This window comes from Roseibium sp. FZY0029 (assembly GCF_036350355.1).
GTDB lineage: Bacteria > Pseudomonadota > Alphaproteobacteria > Rhizobiales > Stappiaceae > Roseibium.
Map to the genome: position 1 here is coordinate 387,570 of NZ_JAZDVZ010000005.1, position 24,195 is coordinate 411,764.

The 24,195-nt window shown below is 58.3% G+C and carries 21 protein-coding genes and 1 riboswitch; of the genes, 12 read left to right on the forward strand and 9 right to left on the reverse strand.

All coding sequences use genetic code 11. The annotated features are described in order from the left end of the window. The first annotated feature begins 88 nt into the window (after positions 1-88). The 11 genes from V1T76_RS16570 (at position 89) to V1T76_RS16620 (ending at position 9,239) form a co-directional block, all read left to right on the forward strand. Entirely contained in the window at positions 89-1,012 is a 924-nt protein-coding gene (locus V1T76_RS16570) for an AAA family ATPase (RefSeq protein WP_330561752.1), read from the forward strand. A 3-nt stretch (positions 1,013-1,015) separates the two neighbouring features. Further along, positions 1,016-2,215 carry a vWA domain-containing protein gene (locus V1T76_RS16575; protein ID WP_330561753.1) on the forward strand — a complete coding sequence of 400 codons (1,200 nt, stop codon included), beginning with the start codon at positions 1,016-1,018 and terminating at the stop codon, positions 2,213-2,215. An 18-nt stretch (positions 2,216-2,233) separates the two neighbouring features. After that, positions 2,234-3,106, forward strand: coding sequence for an XdhC family protein (locus V1T76_RS16580; RefSeq protein ID WP_442970135.1), 873 nt, complete (start codon positions 2,234-2,236; stop codon positions 3,104-3,106). A 20-nt stretch (positions 3,107-3,126) separates the two neighbouring features. Further along, on the forward strand, positions 3,127-3,732 hold the full coding sequence (locus V1T76_RS16585) for an SRPBCC family protein (protein WP_330561754.1): 606 nt from the start codon (positions 3,127-3,129) through the stop codon (positions 3,730-3,732). Positions 3,733-3,792: 60 nt separating this feature from the next. Beyond that, on the forward strand, positions 3,793-3,978 hold the full coding sequence (locus V1T76_RS16590) for a hypothetical protein (RefSeq protein WP_330561755.1): 186 nt from the start codon (positions 3,793-3,795) through the stop codon (positions 3,976-3,978). A 204-nt stretch (positions 3,979-4,182) separates the two neighbouring features. Continuing rightward, positions 4,183-4,298: riboswitch (guanidine-I (ykkC/yxkD leader) on the forward strand. A gap of 107 nt (positions 4,299-4,405) precedes the next feature. Beyond that, positions 4,406-5,476, forward strand: coding sequence for a putative urea ABC transporter substrate-binding protein (locus tag V1T76_RS16595; RefSeq protein WP_330561756.1), 1,071 nt, complete (start codon positions 4,406-4,408; stop codon positions 5,474-5,476). A 73-nt stretch (positions 5,477-5,549) separates the two neighbouring features. Then, positions 5,550-6,371 carry an ABC transporter permease gene (locus V1T76_RS16600; protein ID WP_330561757.1) on the forward strand — a complete coding sequence of 274 codons (822 nt, stop codon included), beginning with the start codon at positions 5,550-5,552 and terminating at the stop codon, positions 6,369-6,371. Beyond that, a complete protein-coding gene (locus V1T76_RS16605; protein ID WP_330561758.1) occupies positions 6,368-7,225 on the forward strand; it encodes an ABC transporter ATP-binding protein in 858 nt (285 codons plus the stop codon). Before V1T76_RS16600 ends, V1T76_RS16605 begins: the two co-directional genes overlap by 4 nt. A 10-nt stretch (positions 7,226-7,235) precedes the next feature. After that, positions 7,236-8,474 (forward strand): agmatinase family protein, encoded by a 1,239-nt coding sequence (locus tag V1T76_RS16610; protein ID WP_330561759.1) that lies wholly within the window; start codon positions 7,236-7,238, stop codon positions 8,472-8,474. Between the two features lie 4 nt (positions 8,475-8,478). Continuing rightward, positions 8,479-9,009, forward strand: a complete 531-nt coding sequence (locus V1T76_RS16615; protein WP_330561760.1) for a hypothetical protein — start codon at positions 8,479-8,481, stop codon at positions 9,007-9,009. Next, on the forward strand, positions 9,006-9,239 hold the full coding sequence (locus V1T76_RS16620; protein ID WP_330561761.1) for a hypothetical protein: 234 nt from the start codon (positions 9,006-9,008) through the stop codon (positions 9,237-9,239). Before V1T76_RS16615 ends, V1T76_RS16620 begins: the two co-directional genes overlap by 4 nt. A gap of 39 nt (positions 9,240-9,278) precedes the next feature. Here the strand turns inward: V1T76_RS16620 and V1T76_RS16625 are convergent, their stop codons facing one another. Continuing rightward, positions 9,279-11,237, reverse strand: coding sequence for a putative bifunctional diguanylate cyclase/phosphodiesterase (locus V1T76_RS16625; RefSeq protein WP_330561762.1), 1,959 nt, complete (start codon positions 11,235-11,237; stop codon positions 9,279-9,281). A 471-nt stretch (positions 11,238-11,708) separates the two neighbouring features. Between V1T76_RS16625 and V1T76_RS16630 the strand changes: the two genes are divergently transcribed. Further along, positions 11,709-13,358, forward strand: coding sequence for an alpha/beta hydrolase (locus V1T76_RS16630; RefSeq protein ID WP_330561763.1), 1,650 nt, complete (start codon positions 11,709-11,711; stop codon positions 13,356-13,358). A 22-nt stretch (positions 13,359-13,380) separates the two neighbouring features. On the opposite strand, the gene V1T76_RS16635 is transcribed toward V1T76_RS16630, so the two are convergent. The 8 genes from V1T76_RS16635 to xdhA form a co-directional block, all read right to left on the reverse strand. Further along, on the reverse strand, positions 13,381-14,325 hold the full coding sequence (locus V1T76_RS16635; protein WP_330561764.1) for a patatin-like phospholipase family protein: 945 nt from the start codon (positions 14,323-14,325) through the stop codon (positions 13,381-13,383). 223 nt (positions 14,326-14,548) lie between these two features. Continuing rightward, positions 14,549-15,613 carry a BMP family ABC transporter substrate-binding protein gene (locus V1T76_RS16640; RefSeq protein ID WP_330561765.1) on the reverse strand — a complete coding sequence of 355 codons (1,065 nt, stop codon included), beginning with the start codon at positions 15,611-15,613 and terminating at the stop codon, positions 14,549-14,551. Between the two features lie 97 nt (positions 15,614-15,710). Beyond that, entirely contained in the window at positions 15,711-16,625 is a 915-nt protein-coding gene (locus tag V1T76_RS16645) for an ABC transporter permease (protein WP_330561766.1), read from the reverse strand. Continuing rightward, positions 16,618-17,706: an ABC transporter permease gene (locus tag V1T76_RS16650; RefSeq protein ID WP_330561767.1), complete on the reverse strand. Its 1,089-nt coding sequence runs from the start codon at positions 17,704-17,706 to the stop codon at positions 16,618-16,620. The genes V1T76_RS16645 and V1T76_RS16650 overlap by 8 nt, the downstream gene beginning before the upstream one ends. Further along, a complete protein-coding gene (locus V1T76_RS16655; RefSeq protein ID WP_330561768.1) occupies positions 17,706-19,253 on the reverse strand; it encodes an ABC transporter ATP-binding protein in 1,548 nt (515 codons plus the stop codon). The genes V1T76_RS16650 and V1T76_RS16655 overlap by 1 nt, the downstream gene beginning before the upstream one ends. 60 nt (positions 19,254-19,313) lie before the next feature. Continuing rightward, positions 19,314-20,327 (reverse strand): xanthine dehydrogenase accessory protein XdhC, encoded by a 1,014-nt coding sequence (xdhC, locus tag V1T76_RS16660; protein ID WP_330561769.1) that lies wholly within the window; start codon positions 20,325-20,327, stop codon positions 19,314-19,316. After that, positions 20,327-22,663, reverse strand: a complete 2,337-nt coding sequence (gene xdhB / locus V1T76_RS16665; RefSeq protein ID WP_330561770.1) for a xanthine dehydrogenase molybdopterin binding subunit — start codon at positions 22,661-22,663, stop codon at positions 20,327-20,329. Before xdhB ends, xdhC begins: the two co-directional genes overlap by 1 nt. Continuing rightward, the gene (gene xdhA, locus V1T76_RS16670; RefSeq protein WP_330561771.1) at positions 22,647-24,131 is read right to left on the reverse strand and encodes a xanthine dehydrogenase small subunit; all 1,485 of its coding nucleotides are present in this window, start codon (positions 24,129-24,131) and stop codon (positions 22,647-22,649) included. The genes xdhB and xdhA overlap by 17 nt, the downstream gene beginning before the upstream one ends. Positions 24,132-24,195 lie beyond the last annotated feature (64 nt).

A 24,195-nucleotide genomic window follows, 5' to 3' on the forward strand; every position in this document is an offset into this window, starting at 1 on the left:
CAGTCGTCATGCCGCAGGCCGGTTCTTCCGGGAAACGGTCTGCGGTGACGTTCCGATCGTCCTCATGTGACTGATTCTGGATCAACGCATGAAGGACCATGGACGCGACCTTCTCACCGAACGGACCAGCATGACCCAGACCAAGGATCAGATAGCGCTTCAACTCGCGGATGCCGGTTATATCGCGGACGAAGGTCTTGCGACGGCACTTCTCCTGACAGGAATGCTCGGGCGCCCGCTGCTACTGGAAGGCGAAGCCGGGGTCGGCAAGACCGAAGTGGCAAAAGCTCTGGCGCGGCTGGAGAATACCGATCTCATTCGCCTGCAATGCTATGAAGGCCTCGACAGGTCCGATGCCATCTACGAGTGGAACTACCAGCGACAGCTTCTGGCCATCAAGGCGCGCGAAGGATCGGGCGACAGTGCCGACGCGGTAGAAGAAGCCGTCTTCTCTGAAAAGTATCTGCTGGAGCGCCCGCTATTGGCGGCAATCCGCCGTGAAGAACCGCCTGTCTTGCTGATCGATGAGATCGACCGGGCAGATGAGGAATTTGAGGCATTCCTGCTTGAGATCCTGTCTGACTTCCAGGTTTCGATCCCGGAACTCGGCACGGTTCAGGCAACATCGATCCCGCGCGTGGTTCTGACCTCCAACGGAACGCGTGAGCTCTCCGATGCGCTGCGTCGCCGCTGCCTCTATCATTTCGTCGACTACCCCTCTCCCGACCGCGAAGCCCGCATCCTTCTGTCGCGTGTCCCTGGCCTCGACCCTGCCCTCGCCGTTCAGATCGCCGAGCTCATGGGCAAGCTGCGCAAGGAAGACCTCGTGAAGGTTCCCGGTGTGGCCGAGACCATTGATTGGGCGGCGGCTCTTCTCGGCCTTGGGGCCAAAAACCTGCAAGAGAGCCGGGAACTTGTCTTTGAAACGCTTTCCTGTGTTCTGAAAACCCGGGAGGACAGCGCCCGGGTCAGCCACGAAGTCACCGACAGGCTACTAGGAAAGGTGGCCTGAGCGATGACCGACCTTTGCCTTGAAACCAGTGCTGACATCGGTCCGGTTCTCAGGCTGCGACTTGCCGGGTTCGTCCGCTCCCTGCGCGACAGTGGCTTCAAGGTCGGATTGGCCGAGACCCGGGACGCAAGCCGGTTGCTGTGTTCTCGAATGATGCTCCGCGCCGGCAACTTGAAGGCCGCCTTTCGCAGTCTGTTTTGCGGACGCTTGTCCGACTGGCAGCGTTTCGACGACATCTTCGATGCCTATTGGATCGGCAAGGGTGTCAAATCTGGCGTGAAGGTTACCGGGACGAGTACGCGCAAGGGCATGAAGACCATTCGCGAGTTGATCGACGCCAATGGAAACCGACATGAAACGATTGCCGGTGATGTTGAACGTCTCCCCGGGGAAGAGGATGAGGCGAGCGAGGACACTCCTTCTGGACGCAGGGAAGGTGCGAGCATTGCCGAAAACCTCGGCCAGGTGGATTTTCGACATCTCAGCGATCCGGAGGCGGTGAAACAGACGCATGAGCTTGCCGAACGGCTCGCGCGAGCAATGCGCATAAGATTGACCCGCAGGGATCGTCAGAAACGAAAGGGCAGGAAGCTGGATCTGCGCAGAACCATCCGGCGGTCCATTGCCCATGGCGGAACACCTATCGATCTTGTGCGCAAGGGCCCCCGCGAGAAACAGTTGCGATTGGTGATCCTGCTCGATGCGTCCGGGTCGATGAACAACTACACGGGTGTCTTCACTCGCTTCGTGCACGGTTTGCTCGATAGCTTCCGCGAGGCAGAAGCGTTTCTTTTTCATACCCGTCTTGTCCATGTCTCCTCAGCGCTCTCGGAGCGGGATGCTGGCCGTGCGCTCGATTGCATGGGGTTGATGGCGCAAGGGATCGGCGGCGGCACGAAGATCGGTGCGGCGCTGGCCGATTTCAATAGATGGCACGCCGCCCGGGTTGTCCACTCGCGCACCTGCGTCCTGATCCTGTCGGATGGCTACGACACGGGTACACCAGAAGCACTTGGGGACGAGATGGCACGGTTACGGAGGCGCTGCAGGCGCATTGTCTGGCTCAACCCGCTGCTTGGATGGCAGGGATATGAACCGACAGCCGGAGGCATGGCCGCCGCCCTGCCCCATGTCGATTTCTTCGCGCCAGCCCATAACCTCGCCAGCCTTGAAGCCCTAGAGCCTTATCTGGCGAGACTTTGAACGATGGGAGATGTTGAGATGAAGCATTCCATTCCCGCGTCCGGCAAAGAAGCCTCGCAAGAGGTCGTGCAAGACCTGCCGCGCCTGATGAACCGATTGCAGGGTGAAAATGAACCCTTCGTTCTGGCAACCGTTGTACGCACCATATCGGTGACTGCAGCCAAGGCAGGGGCCAAGGCCGTGATCGACAGGAAGGGTGACATTGTCGGCGGCTGGATCGGCGGTGGCTGCGCAAGATCGGCTGTCATCAAGGCGGCAAAATCCGCTTTTGAAGATGGACAGACACGATTGATCTCCCTTCAACCGGCCGACCTGTTGGCTGAGATCGGGGTAGAAGCCGGTGAGGAGCGCGAAGGCATTCAATTTGCCAAGAACATGTGTCCGAGCCAGGGGACGATGGATATCTTCATAGAACCGGTTCTGCCGCGGCCCATGCTTGTCATCTACGGCGCCAGTCCTGTTGCCGTTGCCCTTGCGAGCCAAGCGCCTTCCATCGGATTTGATCTGACCTTCTGCGCGCCTCCCGAAGACCTGTCCGTCTTTTCAGGTGCCGGGAAAAGAGCGGAAGGGTTTGCCAGTCCCATTCGCAGCAACGGGCAGATCTATTCCATCATTTCGACCCAGGGTCGCGGCGATCTGGCGGCCCTGAAGGCAGCTCTTCTGACGGATTCGCGCCACATTGGATTTGTCGGGAGCCGCAGGAAGATTGCCGCCCTGAAGACGAAATTGCGCGACGAAGGCGTAGTGGACCAGACCCTCGACCGGATCAAGGGGCCCGCAGGCCTCGATCTGGGGGCCATTGCCCCGGAAGAAATTGCACTCTCCATTCTGGCCGAACTCTTGATGATCCGCCGTAGCGGCCATCGCCAGAGCATCACCCATAACGTTTGACCCACCAGGGAACCAGCCACATGCAGATGAACGACAGCCAACGGATCGAAGCCCCGAAGCAAAAGGTTTGGGAGGCATTGAATGATCCGGACGTCCTGAAAGCCTCGATTCCAGGATGCGAGGAGCTGATCAAGCATTCGGACACCGAACTGGAGGCCAAGGTTCGCCTGAAGGTGGGGCCGGTCAAGGCAACGTTCGGCGGCAAGGTAACGCTCAACGATCTCGACCCGCCGAATGGCTATACCATCGAGGGCGAAGGCTCCGGCGGAGTTGCCGGCTTTGCCAGAGGAGCTGCCAAGGTCCGTCTGGAAGAAGACGGACCCGACGCGACGATCCTACACTACGACGTTGATGCCAAGGTTGGCGGCAAGCTGGCGCAACTTGGTGCCAGGCTGATCGATTCAACCGCCAAACGTCTTGCTGGTGAGTTTTTTACCGCCTTTGGCGAACAGGTTGCTCCGGGAACACCCGCAACAACGAACGATGCGGAAGCCCCTACCTCGCCAGAAGACGCTTCTCCTTCCGGCGGTGAAGAGAAGAAGGGATGGATCAAAGGCCTTTTCGCCGGCAAGAAAAAGCAGGACGTTTCTGGAGACGAGGGTAAGATTGACCAACCTGCGGAATAAATCCCGACTGCAAGAGCCGCCCTTTTGGCTCTTGCAGACATTCAAACCGGAGGAAATGTTATGGCACATACCGAAGTTCAATCCATGAGTGGCGTTCGCGAAATGATGCGCGATCCATCGCTTGTTCTGGCACTCGTTACCGGTTCGGCCTTGACCGGGTTTTTGCTGGTAGCGCACGCCTGTTGTCTGGGCATTACCGAACAGCATTTCCTGCCATTGGTTCAGATCTGTTCTTTCGCCGGTTGAAACTGTTTTTCGATAGACCTGCAAAGCCTGCTTAAGGTCTGGGCATGGTGCAAACTTCACCATGTTGCCCAAAATCTTCTCAGAGCATCATTTATTGCGATCGGTTTCGACGAGTTCAATCCAGATTGAATTTCTTAAGACATTGAAACGTTGGACGAATTCTCGTCCGAGGCTTTCTGGCATTCCCCTTGCTTAGAAAGTGTCGTGCAGCGCGCCTAGGGATCCGGTCGCAAGACGACGCAGGACCGAGAGGTGCAAGCCGGTTGAGTGGCACATGCCGACATAGACCGGTGACACGGCGGGACAAAAACCCGGGAGACAACTGCACGAGGTTTCGCGCGCGCGAACCTGCTCCCGGCCGTGCGCAAAAACCTCATGACGTAAGCCCGGTTCTGATGACCGGGCCCAAGACAGGAGACGCGCACAGATGTTGAAATCGATTGCCAAAGCTTCCCTCCTCGCCGCAGCGCTTACGCTGCCTCTTTCCCTCACTTCGGCCACAGCCGAGGAAAAGACGGATTTCAAGGTCTGCTGGTCCATCTATGTCGGCTGGATGCCCTGGGGCTATCTGCAGGACAGTGGCCTCATGAAGAAATGGGCCGACAAATACGACATTTCCGTCGAGATCGTTCAGATCAACGACTATGTGGAGTCGATCAATCAATACACTGCAGGGGAATATGACGGCTGCTCCATGACCAACATGGATGCCCTTTCGATCCCGGCTGGCGGGGGTGTCGACACGACTGCGCTTATCGTCGGCGATTACTCCAACGGCAACGACGGCATCATCCTGAAGGACAAGACCGAACTTGCCGATATCAAGGGACAAAGCGTCAACCTGGTGGAGCTTTCCGTCTCCCACTACCTGCTTGCAAGGGCGCTCGACTCGGTAGGTCTCAGTGAACAGGATCTGACGGTCGTCAACACATCAGATGCGGATATGATAGCGGCCTACCAGACGCCGGATGTCACGGCAGTCGTCACCTGGAACCCGCTCCTGTCTGAAATCGAAGCGGAAGCAAATGCTACCAAGGTATTCGACAGCTCCGGCATTCCAGGCGAAATCATCGATATCATGATGGTCAATACCGAGACGCTCGCGGACAATCCCGCCTTCGGAAAGGCCCTTGTAGGAGCGTGGTACGAGCTGATGTCGATCATGTCGTCCGATAGCGACGACGGCGTCGCGGCACGCACCGCCATGGCTGAAGCCTCTGGCACAGACCTCGCCGGCTACGACGCGCAGCTCGCGACCACCAAAATGTTCTACACGCCCGCGGATGCGGTCGAGTTCACCAAGTCCGCAGAACTTCCCAAGACGATGAAGTTCGTGGCCGAGTTCCTGTTCGACAAAGGCATTCTGGGCGAAGGTGCGCCGAGCCCGGAATTCGTCGGCGTGTCGTTCCCGGATGGCTCGATCTATGGCGATACTGGCAATGTGAAACTGAAGTTCGATCCGAGTTTCATGGCAATGGCCGCAGAAGGCACGCTCTAAGCCTCCGCTGCTGACCCGGCGGTTCCGGTGTCCTTGTGCCGGAACCGCAGCCAGAGACCGATCGGATCATTTCATGCGCATCATCAACCGGAAACCCTCCCGGGTCACCGCCGTGGCGCTTGGGCTCCTGCCCTTTGTGCTGACAGTGGTCACCTACGCGGTTGCCAGTCATTATCGCCGGCTCGACAACCCGGCCGACAAGCTTTTGCCGCCCCTGTCCAGCATGGCGGAAGCTTTCTGGCGCATGGCGACCGTGCCGGATCGCCGGTCGGGTGATCTATTGCTTTGGCTGGACAGTTTCGACAGCCTTTGGCGACTGGGGACAGGCATGGCAGTGTCCACGCTGCTGGCGCTTTCTTTTGGTATCGCCATCGGTTTCATTCCGCATGTGCGCAGCGCGCTCGCGCCGTATCTTGCGACCTTTTCGCTGATCCCGCCGATCACAATCCTGCCGATCCTGTTCATCACCTTCGGTCTTGGCGAACTTGCCAAGATTGCCCTGATCGTGATCGGTACGGCACCTGTGATGATCCGCTCCACGGCCCAGGCCGTTCTGGACATTCCGCGGGAGATGATCATCAAGGCCGAAACTCTTGGGGCCAGTGTCTGGCAAATGGTGACGCGGCTTGTACTGCCGCAGGTTCTGCCTCACCTGATCACCAGCCTGCGGCTCTCTCTCGTGCCTGCCTGGATCTTTCTGATTTCTGCCGAGGCCATCGCGTCCACATCCGGGCTGGGTTACCGGATTTTCCTGGTGCGCCGCTATCTCGCGATGGATGTGATCCTGCCTTACGTCGTCTGGATCACGCTCCTGGCGTTCCTGCTCGACAGAGCCTTGCTCCTTCTGTCGCGCCGCGCCTTCCGATGGCACCATCTGGGAGGGGATGCGCTATGAGCACTGCACCCAAACTCTCGGTCCAGGGGCTTGCCAAGTTCTATGACAGAATGCCCGTTCTGGAACGCGTCAACCTGGACGTCCAGACAGGGTCTTTTTGCACCATCGTTGGTGCTTCCGGCTGCGGTAAATCAACATTCCTGCGCATGCTGCTTTCCCAGGAACACGCTAGCCGGGGACAGATCCTGCTGGATGGAAAGCCGTTGCCACCGGAACCGACACCGGACCGCGGGATCGTCTTTCAGAAATACTCGGTGTTTTCGCATCTGACCGTGGCTGAAAACCTCATTCTCGCTCACGAGTTTGAAGCCTCGCGGTTGTCGGGACGCCTCTTTGGCTCTGCCCGCAAGGCTGCCTTTCAGACGATTGATGACCTGCTCGACAGGATCGGTTTGCAGCCGGCGGCGAACAAGTACCCTGCCCAACTCTCAGGCGGCATGCAGCAACGTCTGGCGATCGCGCAAGCCCTGGTCAAGAAGCCAAGTATCCTGCTGCTTGACGAACCTTTCGGCGCGCTTGATCCCGGCATCCGCGTTGACATGCATGAATTGCTTCTGGGGCTCTGGAAAGAGCTGTCCATGACGGTTTTCATGGTGACGCACGATATCCATGAAGCCTTCAAGCTGGGCACGCGGTTGCTGGTGTTCGACAAGATCCGTCACGATCCGCAAGCGCCCCAGGCCTATGGCGCGACCATCACCTACGACCTGCCGCTCAAATCGCCAACCGGAGGTTCCCTACGGTCGCCGGAAGCTATCGCCGGGGCCATCGGTGCGTCCCAGGCAACCAAATCCATGCCGTTCTCCCAAAACAGCAAGGCTCAAGACAATCAGGCCAGTAACAACCACGAATGAGGACTATCCAATGAGTTTCCATCGAACCTCAGGCCCCAGGACGCACCACCGTGGCGCAGGGCAACTCAATAGAGCCCCCAACTATCGACAGCATCATCCTGACTTCGACAAACTGCAGTTGCGGGGTTGGAAGGCTGCTGAAAAGGAAGGTGCCCTGCCCTCAGCTGCCTGGGAAAAGGAAAAAGCCTGGGCCCTGCGAATGGGATTGACCGGATCGGACAGTCTCACCGACAAATCGATCCCGACCTTTGCCCGTGGAGAACTGCCCCATTATGCGGGGATCAACACCTTCCTGAAGGCGCCCTACATCGAAGACGTGACCAAGGTGGGCGCATATGATGCGGCTGTCATCGGCATTCCTTTCGACGGTGGCACGACCTACAGACCTGGCACACGGTTCGGGCCGCAGGGCGTTCGCAAGATTTCTGCCCTCTACACGCCCTACAATTACGAGATGGGGGTGGACCTCCGGGAGCAGATGACGCTTTGCGACGTCGGCGATATCTTCACCATTCCGGCGAATATCGAGAAGACCTTCGACCAGATCACGCGGGCTGTTTCCCACGTCGCATCGTCCGGGGCCTTGCCGATCATGATCGGCGGCGATCACTCAATCGGTTTTCCCTGCGTACGCGGGATTGCCCAGTGCACCTCAAAACGCATCGGCATCGTGCATTTCGACCGGCATATCGACATTCAGGAAAAGGACCTGGATGAGCGGATGCACACGACGCCGTGGTTCCATGCAACCGATCTCGTCAATGTTCCGGCCGTCAATCTGGTTCAGATCGGCATCGGTGGTTGGCAGGTTCCGCGTGAAGGGGTGGAAGTTGCTCGTGAGCGCAACACCAACATCTTCACCATGCGCGATGTCGAGGAACTGGGGCTGGCGGAAACAGCCGCGCGGGCACTGGAGCTCGCCTGGAAGGATGCAGACGCGGTCTATATCTCGTTTGACATCGACAGCGTCGACTGCGGGTTCGTGCCGGGCACTGGCTGGCCGGAACCTGGCGGCTTTCTGCCGAGAGAAGCACTTGAGCTTGTGTCGCTGGTCGCCAAGGAAGGCATCTGTGGGCTGGAGGTTGTTGAAGTCTCGCCGCCTTACGACTGCTCCGACATAACCGCCCTTCTTGCAACACGTGTGATTGTGGATGTGCTTGGCACCCTGGTTTCCCACGGCAAGATGGGCTCCCACAAATCCATCATCGACAAGCCGGTGTCCATTCCGTCCGGCCCGGACGTGGAGTAAGGCGATGGCGCGGCACCAGCATAGGCACGAACACCAGTTTCATCACGGTCACCACCACCACGACCATCACCATCATCATTCCCATTCACACGGACACGGTCACGACCACGACCACACAGACCTAGCGGGGCATAATCACGGCGGTCCGGACCATCTGCACTCTCATGTGCATGGCGCGTCCCGGACAGACCGGGCGGAGGAACTGCAGGCACTCGCCGTGAGCTTCATCGACGGCTTTCGGGCAGCGGAAGACAAGACCAGTTACCTGCGTCTTGCGGGGGTCCCGTTTCACCGTCCCGGCTCCGATGGTCTCGTGCAGCACCTTGTCGACGCTAAGATCGTCAGCAATTGGCAGGTGGGCACAGCCTCGCCCGCCTTTGCCTCCCGTGAGCTCGTCTACATGAGTTTTCCCGGTTCGATGGTCAAAGCCCGGGAAACCATGACCTTTACCTTCGTATCCCTGTCGCAACGGTCAGACATCGACCTGATCGACATCCTTACCACCCGCCTGTCCCATGGAGATATCGCAGAATGAAACAGCTTGTGATGACGTCACTTCTCGCCGTGGCATCCGCGCCGGCACTTGCCCACCCCGGAGAGCATGATCATCTGACCGGTTTGCAGAGCGCAGGTGAGCACCTAGCCGGATCGCCATTCCATCAGCTTATGCTCGTTGCCGCTATCGGAGGGCTCGTGCTGATCTTTTCTCTGTTCAGGCAATCCAGAAAAGCAAAGAAACAGCAAGTCGCCAAAAACGGGTCTTGAGACCCGCACAGCTTCAGGCGGGACTTCGCGTTTAAGGCATCACAGTCCCGCCAGGGTGCTTCTGGAGTGATCGGAGAAGAACAGCGTCGTGATGTCATCAATCGCCATCGGGCCACCGAAGAGATAGCCCTGACCGATGGTGCAACCGATATCGACCAGAACATCCCGCTGCTCGACGGTCTCGATACCTTCGATCAGCACCTGCGATCCCATGGTTTCGGCAATGCCGAGGACCATCTTGAGGATATCACGCAGTTTCTTGTCCTTGACGGCCTTGGTGGCAAAGGAACGGTCGATCTTGATTTCGTCCCAGTCGAAATCCGTCAGATAAGACAGGGCCGAGTAGCCGACGCCAAAGTCGTCCAGAGAAATGCCGATGCCTAAAGACCGCAGCTCGGAAAGTGTCGTCTGAATGCGGCGCAGATCGCTCATCAGGGTCGTTTCGGTGACTTCCAGCTTCAATCTGGAAGCGGGAAGGCCCGTGCGCCCCAGACACTCGTCCAGCATCGCGACGACATCGTCGCTCAGGATTTGCGCGACGGACAGGTTTACCGAAAGGCTCAGGTCAGAGGGAAGCAACTGAACTTCCGAGCAGGACGTTTCCAGGATCTTCCAGCCAAGCGAGACGATGTCGCCGTTGCGTTCGGCAATCGGGATGAATTCCGACGGTGAAATCCAGCCCAGTTCCGAATGATACCAGCGCGCCAGGGCTTCCACGCCGAAGATCCGCCCGGTCATGAGGTTGAACTGAGGCTGGAAGTGAGGCAGGCACTCGTTTGCCTCGATAGCGCGGGCAAGTGCGTTTTCGACGATTGTCCGCCGTTCCATTTCCGCACGCATGGCCGGTTCGTACGTCACGACGCGGCGGCGGCTGTAACTGACCGCATTGCTGACTGCCAGATCTGCATTGCGGATAATATCCGCCGCGTCCCGCTCGACAGTTGACGAATCCGCGTAGCCGATGGCCGGAGAAATCAAAAATGAGCCAACTGCCGTCGGGATCGGACGCAGAAAAATGTCATGGATGCGGTTCGCAATCACAGACGCAGTCAGGCCAAGGTCCTCGTCGCTGATGGTCATCAGCAAAAAGCCCTTGCCGGCAGATCGGGCCAGACAGTTTTCTCCCTCCATACGGTCGACGGCGTGTCGCAACAAGTCCGCAGTCGACCTTAGGATGGCTTCTTCGGTCGACAGGCTGAATTTGTTGATCGCCGGAAGACGGGATTCCAGATCGATGTTGAGAATGCTCAAGGTCTGGCCCGAAGACAGTGTTTCATGGGTAGAGCGTACGGTTTCCGCGAAAACGCGATAGTTTATAAGGCCGGTGACGCTGTCATGGTTTAGCCGGTGCTCCAGAAGTTCCATCTGCTCACGGCTTGTATCTGTTTGCAGCTGCAGCATCTGGCTGCGCTTGTTGGAGAACCATATCCACCCAAAGCTCGCCAATAGAAACGCAACAATGAGAAGGTCCTGCAAGATCTGTTGGAAGTGGAAGCGGTCTCTGGCCGCCACCATTTGCGTGCCGGCTTCCTCAGTCACCATCTGATTGATTTGCTCAAGCGAACTTTCTATTCCCTGCAGGATGATAAGAGCATTGTTGACGGATGTCTGGTCGTCCAGTGTTTCCAGGAACGGTTTAACCCGGTTGCTGGCGCGAACGATGTTGAGCAATTTTTGCTGGATATAGTCCGAAGGACCGACAATCTCGCTATAGGCGTCGCTGGGCCATGTTTCGAAGGCGTTTACAAGGTTTTCGTAGGTGTTTCTGGCCTCGGTTGCGTCTTCCGGGCTTTTGAACGCGCCGTACCGAGCAATCAGCTTTTCAAGAGCAGCAGTGTTGAACCGGAGCGCGTCATTGAGAACAGAGCGTTCCAGCTGAACCTTGCGCAGGTAGTCTGATTGTGCACTGTAGAGAGAATAGGCGTTTACACCAAGAAGCAGCGTAAGGGCAGCGCAGAGCGCCGGAAACCCCATTCGCAATAGTTTATCTAAATTCATTGGCTTAACCGCCCTGATGACAGAGTCCTTAGCTCCCGAATGGAGCGTGTTGATATTCCTGGCCGGCCCAATGTCTCTGCCACAGACGAACCGGTGCCCCCCGGCTTGCCATGTCCGGTTATCAGCGAGAGGTCTTTAACCTGCTGTGCTGACCCGGCATTGGATCACATTCGATTTTTAGCGCTGCAATCTTTCACGGAACTTGCAAACGAAAATCAGTGTGATCCCTTTACGCGGATAGATCTTTCTGCCCTTCGATCCGCGATTGTGAAAATTAGACCCGACAACGGTTAAGACCGTCTAAACTCCAAAAGACGCAGCGTAATTTTGGTCTGTTCGATGGTGGATAACGGGGATGGGCAAAAGATTGCTGCAAAGCTGCCATTGTTTACCCAAGGTTGTCTTGACGTCCCGTCCCGGTCGCGAAATTCTGCGTCATGAAAAGGATAACGCATCAGGGAGTGCGCGCGAATGCCGGTCTTGAAGACATTCCGAGATGGGATTTCGCCGACCGGCCTCATTGTCGCCGCCAGCTTTTTCGGTGCTGCCTTGACACCGTCAATGATGCCGAGGGAGCCAATTGTCCAGGCGGCGCTGGCGGCGGTCGCGGCCGCAGTGGGGTATGAAGCAACCCTTTTGGCACGGGGTATCTGGCGCTACCTAGAATTGCCGGAGCCGAAGGGGCGGATCAGGAACCTCTGGCTACTCGTGTCCGTCGGGATTTCTCTTGCGATCATGGTCTACAGCCTTTCGAAGGCGGCCAGTTGGCAGAACGCCACCCGGGATGCCGTCGGGCTGCCTCCTCTGGAAACCGCGGCGCCACTGTTCATTGTTTCTGTTGGCGTAATCATCGCACTTGTGTTCTGGCTGGTGTTCCGGTTGGCCGGAGTTGCACGACGAACCGTCGCCAACATCTTGGAGAAAGTTCTGCCAAGGCGTGTTGGTATTGTCCTGTCCGTTGTTCTGGTCGGTTGGCTGCTTTGGGCGCTTGTCGATGGCGCGCTGGTGCGCAACGCCTTTCGTGCGGCTGACACATCGTTCCTGGCTGCCGACATGATGCTGGAACCGGACGTTGCAAAACCCGAGGACCCGGAAAAAACCGGCAGCAGCCAGTCGCTGGTTCGCTGGGAGGAAATGGGACGTTGGGGCCGGCACTATGTCGCTTCCGCTCCCACAGCCGATGAGATTGCCGAATTCTCGCCGGACAAAGCCATAGATCCGATACGGGTCTATATTGGGCGCAGATCGGGCGATACCGCTGAGGAGCGTGCGCAAACTGCCTTGCAGGAACTGATCCGCGTGGGTGGTTTCGAAAGATCCGTTCTTGTCGTGGTGGTACCCCCCGGCACAGGCTGGATGGACCCGGGAGCCCACGATACGATTGATTTCATGCTTGGCGGCGATGTGGCAACGGTGGCTGTTCAATATTCCTATCTCACCAGTTTTCTGGCGCTGGCTGCCCATCCGGACTACGGCGTCGACCAGGCGCGAGCCCTGTTCAACACTGTCTATGCGCACTGGACGAAACTGCCGAAAGACAGCCGGCCGGATCTTTACGTGCACGGGCTAAGCCAGGGCGCGTTCAACTCGCAGGCAACCCTGCCGTTGTTCGATATGTTGGGAGATCCGATCCAGGGAGCGTTCTGGGCAGGGTCGCCCTTTTTCTCTCGTTACTGGTCGGAAGTTCGGGACAGGCGAAACGCGGGTAGCCCCGCCTGGCGTCCAGACTTCGGAAACGGCTCGCTTGTCCGGGTGATGGATCAATATGGCGGACTGGAGGGCAATTTTACCCCGTGGGGTCCGATCCGCACAGTGTTTCTCAACTACGGTAGCGATCCGATTGTCAATTTCACGTTTGATACGGCGTTCAAACCGCCCGCCTGGCTGGCAGCACCGCGCGCTCCCGACGTTTCCGAAAAGCTGTCGTGGTTTCCCGTGGTGACAATGCTTCAGATCGCGCTGGATTCGTTGTTTGCGCTGGATGTGCCCCGGCACGGCCATTACTACGTCGCACCGGATTATATTGACGGTTGGGCTGCCGTTGTTGATCCGGAGGGGTGGTCACCGGAAAAAGCCGCGGCGCTAAAGGAAATCTTCGAGCGTCGCGACCCGGCGATCTAAGACACCTGAACAATCGGACGAACTACCGGCTTTCCAGAAGGTTGGCCAGGCCGCGTTTGAAGGTTTCTCCAGCCGGTTCTGCCGCCTTTACGATGTCTGCAATCTTGAAGAATTCCATGGTCTTGAAGCGGCCAATCGGTGGTTCGATCAACAGATCGGGTCGCGCACAGGCCAGCTTTGCGGCCACAAGCGAATGCAGGGTAATCGAGAAAGACCCGATCCAGGTTTCCAGGCCACTCGGCAGGCCACTTTTTCGTTCCGCGAAATCACTTCCCGTAACATCAACCGCAATTGTCGTGACACCGTCATCCGGAAAGACATCAAACGGCGTCGGGTTGACCAAGCCGCCATCGATCAAAACTTGCCCGTCTATCCTGACCGGTGTCAGCAGCATCGGAAGAGCTGAAGACGCCGCGATCGCCGGAAGCAAAGGCCCCTCCTCCAGAACGACCTGGGACTGGGTGTAAAAATCCGTAGCGATGATTTTCATCGGCAATTTCAGATCCGAGAACCGCTCTGCGAGGGCCGGCGGGAAAAGCGTTTCAAACAGAACTACCGGATCAATGATTGCGGGGCGGACGACATTGAACAGTGATGACCACGTGCGGCCATCTGTCAGGAACAGTTTTTGAAGCAACTGGGTCTTTTGCGTAAACAGATCGACGGCAAATTGTCTGATTTCGCGTCCGCTCATGCCACTTGCATAAAATGCGCCCAGGATTGAGCCCATAGACGTTCCGGCTATTTCAACGGGTTTGACCCCCAGGTCGTCCATCGCCTCGAGAATGGGGATATGGGCAAACGCTTTTGCGGCACCACCGCCAAGGGCCAGTCTGAACCCCTGCTCCTTGTCGAGCTGCTGTGGGGTTTCCTCCGACTGCGCTGAGAGACTTTCGGATGTCAGGCCGGCGATGCTGCCAGACCCGGCTGCGGCTGCAGCCAGCATGAGGTCGCGGCGGTGGATCATACGTCAAGGGTCCTGTTCTGTTTCATGCCATCAGTCCACCTGGATGAGCAACGAGATCTCTGTTCTGTTTTCAGGAGGTGCCAGAAAACCGGTTCAATCAATTGAAGCATACTATTGAATAGGCAACCAGTGCGATTGTCGCGTGTCCTGGTGATAGGTACTGAACATAAAAACGGCCCGGAACCGAAAGGTCCGGGCCGTCTTGGAAGCGTGGTAAAAGCAGTCACTGAGGCAGCTTGTCGTCGATGCCCTTGACGTACCAGTTCATGCCGAGGATAGCGCCATCGTCGAGGGTGACACCTTCTTCAGCAGCGACGGTACCGTCCTGCTTGGTGATCGGGCCGGTAAACGGCTCCCAGCCACCAGCAATCTTGGCTTCGGTTTCCTTGGCCATGGCAACGACGTCATCCGGGAGGTTCGTGTAGGGCGCCATCACGACGTGGCCTTCCGAGATACCTGCCCAGGTGCTCTTGGATTCCCAGGTGCCGTCCATAACTTCCTGGATACGTTCGATGTAATAGGGACCCCAATCATCGACGATAGCGGTGTACTGGGCTTCCGGGGCGAACTGGATCATGTCGGATGCCTGGCCGAAGCCGTGTGCGCCACGTTCCTGAGCCACCTGGAGAGGTGCCGTGGAATCGGTGTGCTGGGTGATGATGTCGGCGCCCTGGTCGAGCAGTGCCTTGGCAGCATCAGCTTCCTTGCCCGGGTCGAACCAGGAGTTGACCCAAACGACCTTCAGCTTGAAATCTGGATTGACGGACTGGGCACCCAGAAGAAACGCATTGATGCCGGAAACTACTTCCGGGATCGGGAAGGACGCGATGTAGCCTGCGACGCCGGACTTCGACTGTTTTGCTGCAATCTGACCGATAATGTAACGGCCTTCATGGAACTTGGAGTTATAGGTCGCGACGTTGTCGGCGGTCTTGTAGCCGGTGGCGTGTTCGAATTTCACGTCCGGAAATTTCTTGGCGACCTTGATGGTCGGGTTCATGTAACCGAAGGAAGTCGTGAAGATGATGTTGCAGCCTTCACGGGCAAAACGCTCGATGGCGCGCTCTGCATCCGGACCTTCCGGAACGCTTTCAAGATAAGCGGTTTCCAGCTTGTCGCCGAAATGTTTTTCGGCTTCGAGACGGCCCTGATCGTGCTGATAGGACCAACCGAAGTCACCGACCGGGCCGACATAGATGTAGCAGGCCTTGACGTCAGCAGCGTTTGCCGCAGAGCCGGCAGCAGCGAAGGCAACGGCAGCAACGGTTGCTTTCAAAAGAGATTTCATCTGGTTCTTTCCCCTCTGTTCGATCTCTTGGTTGCGATCTTGTGTTTGGCCAGGCCCCCGATCGCACCGGGGCCGGGCCGACCGGCGGCTGGGAGGCTTACCGGTCTGGAACGAATGGCTTGCCGAGACAGGCTGGCGTATTGACGAGTGTCAGTCTCCGGTTTGCGGAGATGAGCACAAGCACCAAAATAGTCGCAAGATACGGCAAGCTGGACAGAAGCTGGGACGGAATGTCCAGCTCGACGGCCTGTGCATGCAGGTTCAGCACGCTGACCGCGCCAAACAGATAGGCGCCGATCACGACGCGCAGCGGCAGCCAGGACGAAAATACGACCAGAGCAAGTGCGATCCAGCCCCTGCCTGCCGTCATGTTTTCCACCCATTGAGGCGTATAGGCAAGCGACATGTAAGCGCCCGCAAGGCCCGCACAGGCACCGCCGAACAGAACGGCTGCAAATCGGATCCGGATCACCGAATAGCCGAGAGCGTGAGCCGAGCCATGGTTGTCGCCAACAGAACGAAGCACAAGACCGAGGCGCGTCCGGAACAGGAAATAGGCGACCGCGATGACGAGTGCAAAACTGATGTAAACCAGTGCATCCTGCTGGAAGAAGACCGGCCCGAAGAACGGGATCTCCGACAGTACCGGAATGTAGAGGTCCGGCAGCTTCAAACCCGGGATGCCTATAAAGGCTTCACCGATCAGGCCGGAAAAGCCGATCCCGAGGATGGTCAATGCGAGGCCGGTTGCGACCTGGTTTGTGACAAGAACGAGGACAAGGAAGCCGAACAGGGCCGACATGGCCATGCCGGCGGCAACTGCGGCAATGACGCCAAGTGTTCCGGACCCTGTCTGATTGGCAACGGCAAAGCCGACGACGGCCCCCATGATCATCATGCCTTCGACACCGAGGTTCAGCACGCCGGAGCGTTCAACGACAAGCTCGCCGATTGCGGCAATCAACAGCGGTGTTGCCGCGGTGATGACAGTCAGAAGAACGGCTTCAAACATGAGAGGCCTCCCCAGCCGAGCCGCGCCGGCCGACAAATCGGATGCGATAGAGGATGAGCGTGTCGCAGGCGAGCACGAAAAAAAGCAACAGCCCCTGAATGACGCTGGCAATCTTGTTGGAGACCCCCATTGCGGACTGCACCGCCTCCCCGCCGATATAGGACAAGGCCAGCACGAAGCCCGCGACGATGATCCCGAAGGGGTTCAGGCGGCCGAGAAAGGCAACGATGATGGCCGTGAAGCCGTAGCCCGGCGAGATTGTCGGCAGGAGCTGATTGAGCGCTCCGGACACTTCCATCGTTCCGGCGAGACCTGCAAGGCCCCCGGCGGTCGCAAAGGAAAACAGCGTCAGCTTCTTGGCTGAAAATCCGGCAAAGCTGCCTGCGCGCGGACTTTCCCCCATCACCCTGATCTCGAAGCCCTTTAGGGTTTTCCCGAGAATGACAGCAAGCACGATGGCCACGATCAAGGTGATCGGCGCTGCAAAGCTGAGCGAGGTTCCCGGGATGGTGGACAAGGTGGCGGCGTCAGAGAACATCGCCGATTCCGGGAAATTGTAACCACCCGGATCTCTCCATGGCCCACGCACCAGATAGTCCAGAAGCAGGCTTGCGACATAAACCAGCATCAGGCTGGTCAGGATTTCATTGGTATTGAACCTGGTTTTCAGCACTGCGGGGATCAGAGCCCAGAGGGCACCACCGATCACGCCGAAGACCATCATCAACGGCAGTGTTGCGGCATTTTCGAAATCCGGCATCAGGATGGGCAAGGCAGACCCAAACAAGGCTCCAACAATGAACTGGCCTTCCGCGCCGATGTTCCAGTTGTTCGACAGATAGCAGACAGACAAGCCGCAGGCGATCAGGATAAGCGGTGTCGCCTTGGCGATCGTTGCGTTGAAGGACCATTCCTGTGTCAGAGGTTCAATGAAGAACTTGTACAGTCCGGACAATGGGTTATGGCCGGATATTGAGAAAATGATTCCGGCTGCGATTGCGGTCAGCCCGACGGCGATCAACGGCGACAGCAACGCCATTTTGCGGCTGTGTTCTTTGCGTTTAACGAGTTCGACGCGCATCAGGCAACCTCCCCTTGCGCTTCCGCGCCGCCTGCCATGAGCAGCCCGACCCGCTCGCGGTTCATGTCATCCGTTGGTTCTGCTGCCGACAGATAGCCCCTTGATATCACCGCGATGCGGTCTGCGATTTCAAAGATTTCATCGAGGTCCTGGCTGATCACCAGAACCGCTGATCCCGAACGGGCGAGGTCAATCAGGGCCTGCCGGATAAGAGCGGCGGCACCTGCGTCAACACCCCAGGTCGGCTGATTGACGATCAGCACACCGGGCTTGCGGTCGAGCTCCCGGCCAACGACGAATTTCTGCAGGTTACCGCCTGACAGGGACCGCGCCTCCGGGTCGTCATGGGACATGCGCACGTCGTAGGTTTTCTTGATGCGCTGTTCCATCTTGCCGGCATTGGCGGCTGAAAGGAATGCGGCGCTCACAAGCTTGTCGCCTGTGCTGTGGCGTGTCAGCACGATGTTCTGAGACAGTTTCATGCCCGGCACGGCACCGTGGCCGAGCCGCTCTTCGGGAACGAAGGCCGCATTCTGCCGGCGGCGCCAGGTTATGTTCCGGTTGCCGCATGGTTTGCCATCCAGGACTACCATATCGGCTGCCACCGGCATTTCGCCGGAAATGGCATCGAACAGTTCGCCCTGACCGTTGCCGGCAACACCTGCGATCGCAACAACCTCGCCTGCCCGCAGATCCAGCGAGACGTTGTTGAGGGCCGTTGCAAAGGGTGTTGCGGCTTTTGCGGAGAGGTTCTTCAAGGCAAGGCGTGTTTCACCGATCACAGGTTTCTGAGCGCTTGCACTGACGGAAGCCACATCCGCCCCCACCATCATGCTTGCCAGAGACGCCGGGGTTTCCTTTGTCGGGTCGCATTCGCGCACCACCTGGCCATGCCGGAGGATGGTCGCGTGGTGACAGATGCGTTTCACCTCTTCCAGCCTGTGGCTGATGTAAAGTACGGCGCAACCTTCCTTCGCCAGGCGTTCCAACGTCAGGAACAGGAGGTCCGCTTCCTGGGGTGTCAGCACCGAAGTCGGCTCGTCCATGATGATGAGCTGCGGTTCCTGAAGCAGGCACCGCACGATCTCGATGCGCTGGCGGATGCCGACAGGCAAATCGGCGACGATGTCACCCGGGTTGAGCGGCAAGCCATAGTCGCGCGATACGGACTGGATGCGGTTGGAAAGTTCGGACATCCTACCCGGATTGGGCAAAGCCAGCGCGATGTTCTCAACGACACTCAAGGCTTCGAACAGCGAAAAGTGCTGGAACACCATTCCAATGCCGAGATCGCGGGCAGCGGCGGGATTGCCGATGTCCACCCGCCTGCCTTGCCAAAGGATTTCGCCGCCATCCGGTTCCAGGGAGCCGTAGAACATCTTGACCAGAGTCGATTTGCCCGCGCCGTTTTCGCCCAGAAGCGCGTGTATCTCGCCTCTGTTGATGACGAGATCGACCCTGTCGTTGGCTAAAATGTCGCCGAAGCGTTTGGTCAGCCCACGGGCGTCAAGCAATGTGTCCTTGCCGGACCTGCTTTGCCGCGCCATGCCGGCGTCCCCTGTTGTTGTTACCGTTTCTGCCACGCCGTCCCCCAAGCGAATGCCGCCTTATTGACCAAGTGTTAGTTTTTGTGCAAGCCCCCCGCCTGCAGCAGCCTGTTGATGATTTTCAGCTTCATCGCGAACCAGTAAGTCGACTGCTATTCCCGCGGCGATCGATGCCGGCTCTTTTGATCTGACAGCCGTCACGCCCACGGGACAGACCATGTTTGCCGTCAAGGTGTCAGTGAGCCCCCGGGCCTTCAGGCGTTTCAGGAAGCGCACGCGTTTGGTTTTGGAGCCGATGACACCGCAATAGTCAAAACGTTGATGAAGCAAGGCACGTGCCATGATCTCTTCATCCAGTGCGTGTGAGTGGGTCATCGCCAAAACGAACGCCCCATCGGGAGCCTGATCGAGGATGGCAGCAGGATCCGAAGTGGCGATTTTCGTAACATTGCCTGGAACTGCGCCTGGAAACTGGTCTGCTCTGCTATCAATCCACGTCACGCTGAACGGCAAGGGTGCAAGCGCCAGGACAACCGCCTTGCCGACGTGACCTGCTCCAAAAAGATAAAGCTCGCGCCGCCGGCTCCCGAATTGCTCAATCAGCAGCTGATTGCCTGTTCCTTGATCATGCTGAAGATATATTCTGCTCTTTGAAGCAGCTGAAAGCAGTCGCCGCGGTTGGACGACGCCGTTCACAACGTGGGCCTCGGTTGAAAACGGATGCCGTTCGGCTTCCTTTCGCGAGAGCGCCTCAGCCATTTCAAGCGATGACGCTGTCAGGACCTCGATGGCAATCTGCGTACGGCCACCGCAGCACTGGCCGAGATCCGGACCGAGAGATACATTTTGCAACACGAAGGAAGCTGCGCAATCGCGGATCGCAGTCACAGCGCGACGGATCGTTTCGAACTCAAGGGTGCCGCCGCCTATGGTGCCATAAAAACCGCCGTCAGCCGTCACTACAATTCTCGCGCCGTCATCGCGAGGTGTCGAGCCATCGGCGCGGGCAACGGTTACGAGAGCACAAGCGCCGCTTCGCTTCAAACAGTCGGCAATTTGCCCCCAGACCTTCATCAGGCGATCTTCCTCCGGCGCATATCCTGCACGGCCTTCATGATCGCCTCAGGCGTTGCAGGGGCATCAAGGTTCGGGACAAGGCCGGGACTAAGGCTCGCGACGGCATCATTGATGGCGCAAAAGACCGCATTGGCCAGCATGACGGGCGGTTCTCCAACAGCTTTGGACCGGTAAACGGTCGCCTGCGGATTTCCGCTGCCCTGATAGAGACGGACGTTGAATTCCTCGGGAATATCCGAGGCGGTCGGGATCTTGTAGGTGGAGGGCGCATGGGTGCGCAGGCGGCCTGTTTCGTCCCAGATCAGTTCTTCGGTGGTGAGCCACCCCATGCCCTGCACGAACCCACCCTCGATCTGGCCAAGGTCGATGGCCGGGTTCAGCGAATGGCCGACGTCGTGGAGAATATCCACGCGATCGACCGTCATTTCGCCGGTCATGGTGTCGATTGTCACCTCGGCGCAAGCACCGCCAAAGGCAAAATAGTAGAACGGTCGGCCGGTAGCACTTTCCCTGTCCCACGTGATGCCGGGCGTTGCGTAATACCCTGCATGGGACAACTGGATGCGCGCCATATGCGCCTGTTTCGCGACATCAGCCAGAGCAAAGCTCTGGTCTCCAACGACCACCTTGTTGTCCCCGAAGAATATCGCCTCCGGTCCGCACTGGTGCTGCTCACACAGGAAGGTAATCAGGCGGTTCTTGATTTCCTTGGCTGCAATTTTTGCTGCCATGGCGTTGAGGTCTGTGCCGGAGGAAGCCGCTGTCGGGCCGGTATTGGGAACCTTGGACGTATTGGTGGCGGTGATGCGCACCTTGTTCAGACTGACGCCGAACTCCTCCGCAACAACCTGGGCCACTTTCTGGTAGAGCCCCTGCCCCATCTCGGTGCCGCCATGGTTCAGATGAACAGAGCCGTCGGTATAAAGGTGAACAAGCGCACCGGCCTGGTTGAGATGTTTCAGCGTGAAGGAAATGCCGAATTTTACCGGCGTCAGGGCCAGGCCCTTTTTCAGCACGGCATTGTTTTCGTTAAAGAAGCGAACATCGTCCCGGCGGGCCCAATAGTCCGAGCTTTCCTCCAACTGGTCTATCAGGTCATGCATGACCTGGTACTCTTCAACCGGCATGCCAAAGGGGGTCAGGTTCCGTTCGCCGTCGTAGAAATTCAGTTTCCGAATTTCCAACGGGTCCTTGTCGAGTGTGATCGCGATCGCATCGATCATCCTTTCGGCGGCAAGCATGCCCTGCGGTCCACCGAACCCGCGAAACGCGGTGTTGGAGCAGGTGTCCGTGCGCAGCCGGCGCGAGCGGATGAGTGCGTCTGGGTAGAAATAGCTGGAATCGGCATGAAACAGTGTTCGGTCGTTCACGCCGAGTGAAAGATCGACCGAATAGCCGCAACGGGCCAGAAACTCCATGTCGACGGCGCGGATGCGGCCTTCGCTGTCATGTCCAACCTGCCAGTTGACCTTAAAATCGTGCCGCTTGCCGGTCATGATCATGTCGTCGTCGCGGTCCAGGCGGATCTTGCAGGCCCGTCCCGTGTGGGCGGCGGCTATGGACGCCAGCGCGGCCCATTGGTTTGCCTGAGATTCCTTGCCCCCGAAACCTCCGCCCATGCGCCTCACTTCAGCCGTGACCGCTGCATCGGGCACGCCGAGCACCTTGGCAACCGTGTGCTGGATTTCGGTTGGGTGCTGGGTCGAGGAATAGACCATCATGCCGCCGTCTTCCTGCGGCAGGGCCATGGCAACCTGGCCTTCCAGATAGAAATGTTCCTGTCCGCCGATCTTCATGCTGCCGGACAGGACTTCCTCTGCCGCATTCATTCCGGTTTCAGGTGACCCACGCCGGAACTGATAATCGGGCAGAACCGTCGTGTCGGCATCAACCGCGTCTTCAGCCGTCAGAATGGGCGTGATAGGGGCAACGTCTATCTTTGCCTTCAGCGCTGCTTTTCGCGCCTGGTCTCTCGTTTCGGCAACGACCGCAAAAACGACCTGACCGTAAAACAGGATTTCCTCTTCGGCGAGTACCGGATCGTCACCAAAGGCGGACGAGCAGTCGTTCCGACCGGGGATATCGTCTGCGGTCAGGACAGCAACCACACCTGGGGCAGACCTGACTTCTTCGAGATCCAGAGCCAGGATCCGGCCCCTGACTGCTTGCCGCGACCAGCCGGGCGCCAGATGAAGCGTGCCGACAGGTTCCACCATGTCATCGATATAGGTCGCCGTTCCGGAAACATGCTTTGCCGCGCTGTCATGCGGCAAAGCCTTTCGGACATGCTTGAGGGGCGTCGTCAGATCGTTCGGGTCAAGCTGCGCGGTCATGGCCTGCCTCCCGCTTTGCAAGCACACGAACTTCTTCCGGCGCTGTGCCGCTGACCTCCATCAAGGCCTTGGCGAGCAGGGCCCTTGCGGTTTCCATGCGATACTCGGCGCTTGCGCGCATATCCGTCAGCGGCGTGAAGTCTGACAGGAGTGCCTGCATGGCAGCCCCCCATGTGGACGGGTCGTCCAGCGAGGCCCCTTTCAAGGCTGCCTCTGCTCCGCTTGCCCGTTTCGGCGTTCCGGCCATGCCGCCAAAGGCAATCCGTGCATCCGTTATCACTCCCTCTCCGTCCAGCGACAGGCGGAAAGCCCCCATGACGGACGAAATATCCTGATCGAAGCGCTTCGTGATCTTGTAGCAACGGAAAGCCTGGTTGGCGGACAGACGGGGCACGAAGAGGCCAGTGACGAATTCACCCTGCCGGCGATCCTGTTTGCCGTAGTCGATGAAATAGTCTTCAAGCGGCAGGGCTCTTGAGCCTTCTGCCGAATGCAGTTCCAGCGTCGTCCCAAGCGCTATCAAGGCGGGCGGTGTATCGCCGATCGGTGAGCCGTTGGCAATGTTTCCGCCGACTGTTCCTGAGGCGCGAACCTGTTTCGAGCCGATCCGGCGCCAGAGTTCACCCAGGTTCGAGGACAAGCTTGTCATCGCTTCTTCGGTCGCGGCATAGGTTGCCGTCGCGCCGATGAGAACGCCTGACGGGCTGTCTTCCACTCGGTCGAGACCTTCTATCCGGCCAAGCCAGATCATCTTGGGCAATTCCCGCAGATGCTTGGTGATCCACAGACCGACGTCGGTCGCACCGGCGACCAGGGTTGCGTTCGGATGCTGACCATATAGCGCTGCCAGGCCGTCCAGTGTCGCCGGGGACGAAAAGAAGCAGTCGCTATCGCCAATGAAGACGTCACTGCTGTCGGACAACTGCCGCAGTTGTTCCCGCGTTTCGTGGGCTCGCCATGAAAAAGCGTCGTCAGCGGCGTCGAAACAAGACTCGAGCGCTGCCTCGATGATCGGCCGGTAGCCTGTGCAACGGCACAGATTACCCGCTAGCCATTCGGTTACGGTTTTACGTGACTTTTCAGCGCCCGTATCGTGATAGAGCGTAAACAGCGTCATGATGAAGCCCGGCGTGCAAAAACCGCATTGGGAGCCGTGCATTTCCACCATTGCAGCCTGGACCGGATGCAACCGCGCGTCCTGCGACAGATCTTCCACGGTCACAAGTTCAGCGCCGTCGATCATGCCAAGCAACTGGATGCAACTGTTGACGGGCTGATAGACAAGCTTGCCATCGATCAGGCGGCCGAGCGCGACGGTACATGCCCCGCAATCACCCTCCCCGCAGCCTTCCTTCGTGCCCGTTTCGCGGCGGCGCAGGCGCAGATAATCGAGAACGGTTTCAGTCGGCCCGACATTCGCCAGCTCGACAACTTCGCCACCTTTCAGAAAACGGATCGTGTCACGCATGGTGGACCTTTCCTTTTTCCTCAGAAGACCAAACGGCAAGCAAAGGGGCAGCCAATATCGATTG

What these genes read in the sequence shown, in the direction of transcription:
- V1T76_RS16655 (WP_330561768.1), bottom strand. Translation starts at nt 19,253, where the DNA reads ATGGCGCGGCAAAGCAGGTCCGGCAAGGACACATTGCTTGACGCCCGT.
- V1T76_RS16640 (WP_330561765.1), bottom strand. Translation starts at nt 15,613, where the DNA reads ATGAAATCTCTTTTGAAAGCAACCGTTGCTGCCGTTGCCTTCGCTGCT.
- V1T76_RS16585 (WP_330561754.1), top strand. Translation starts at nt 3,127, where the DNA reads ATGCAGATGAACGACAGCCAACGGATCGAAGCCCCGAAGCAAAAGGTT.
- V1T76_RS16615 (WP_330561760.1), top strand. Translation starts at nt 8,479, where the DNA reads ATGGCGCGGCACCAGCATAGGCACGAACACCAGTTTCATCACGGTCAC.
- V1T76_RS16600 (WP_330561757.1), top strand. Translation starts at nt 5,550, where the DNA reads ATGCGCATCATCAACCGGAAACCCTCCCGGGTCACCGCCGTGGCGCTT.
- V1T76_RS16595 (WP_330561756.1), top strand. Translation starts at nt 4,406, where the DNA reads ATGTTGAAATCGATTGCCAAAGCTTCCCTCCTCGCCGCAGCGCTTACG.
- V1T76_RS16605 (WP_330561758.1), top strand. Translation starts at nt 6,368, where the DNA reads ATGAGCACTGCACCCAAACTCTCGGTCCAGGGGCTTGCCAAGTTCTAT.
- xdhC (WP_330561769.1), bottom strand. Translation starts at nt 20,327, where the DNA reads ATGAAGGTCTGGGGGCAAATTGCCGACTGTTTGAAGCGAAGCGGCGCT.
- V1T76_RS16590 (WP_330561755.1), top strand. Translation starts at nt 3,793, where the DNA reads ATGGCACATACCGAAGTTCAATCCATGAGTGGCGTTCGCGAAATGATG.
- V1T76_RS16645 (WP_330561766.1), bottom strand. Translation starts at nt 16,625, where the DNA reads ATGTTTGAAGCCGTTCTTCTGACTGTCATCACCGCGGCAACACCGCTG.
- V1T76_RS16635 (WP_330561764.1), bottom strand. Translation starts at nt 14,325, where the DNA reads ATGATCCACCGCCGCGACCTCATGCTGGCTGCAGCCGCAGCCGGGTCT.
- V1T76_RS16650 (WP_330561767.1), bottom strand. Translation starts at nt 17,706, where the DNA reads ATGCGCGTCGAACTCGTTAAACGCAAAGAACACAGCCGCAAAATGGCG.
- V1T76_RS16620 (WP_330561761.1), top strand. Translation starts at nt 9,006, where the DNA reads ATGAAACAGCTTGTGATGACGTCACTTCTCGCCGTGGCATCCGCGCCG.
- xdhB (WP_330561770.1), bottom strand. Translation starts at nt 22,663, where the DNA reads ATGACCGCGCAGCTTGACCCGAACGATCTGACGACGCCCCTCAAGCAT.
- V1T76_RS16580 (WP_442970135.1), top strand. Translation starts at nt 2,234, where the DNA reads ATGAAGCATTCCATTCCCGCGTCCGGCAAAGAAGCCTCGCAAGAGGTC.
- V1T76_RS16610 (WP_330561759.1), top strand. Translation starts at nt 7,236, where the DNA reads ATGAGTTTCCATCGAACCTCAGGCCCCAGGACGCACCACCGTGGCGCA.
- V1T76_RS16630 (WP_330561763.1), top strand. Translation starts at nt 11,709, where the DNA reads ATGCCGGTCTTGAAGACATTCCGAGATGGGATTTCGCCGACCGGCCTC.
- V1T76_RS16575 (WP_330561753.1), top strand. Translation starts at nt 1,016, where the DNA reads ATGACCGACCTTTGCCTTGAAACCAGTGCTGACATCGGTCCGGTTCTC.
- V1T76_RS16625 (WP_330561762.1), bottom strand. Translation starts at nt 11,237, where the DNA reads ATGAATTTAGATAAACTATTGCGAATGGGGTTTCCGGCGCTCTGCGCT.
- V1T76_RS16570 (WP_330561752.1), top strand. Translation starts at nt 89, where the DNA reads ATGAAGGACCATGGACGCGACCTTCTCACCGAACGGACCAGCATGACC.
- xdhA (WP_330561771.1), bottom strand. Translation starts at nt 24,131, where the DNA reads ATGCGTGACACGATCCGTTTTCTGAAAGGTGGCGAAGTTGTCGAGCTG.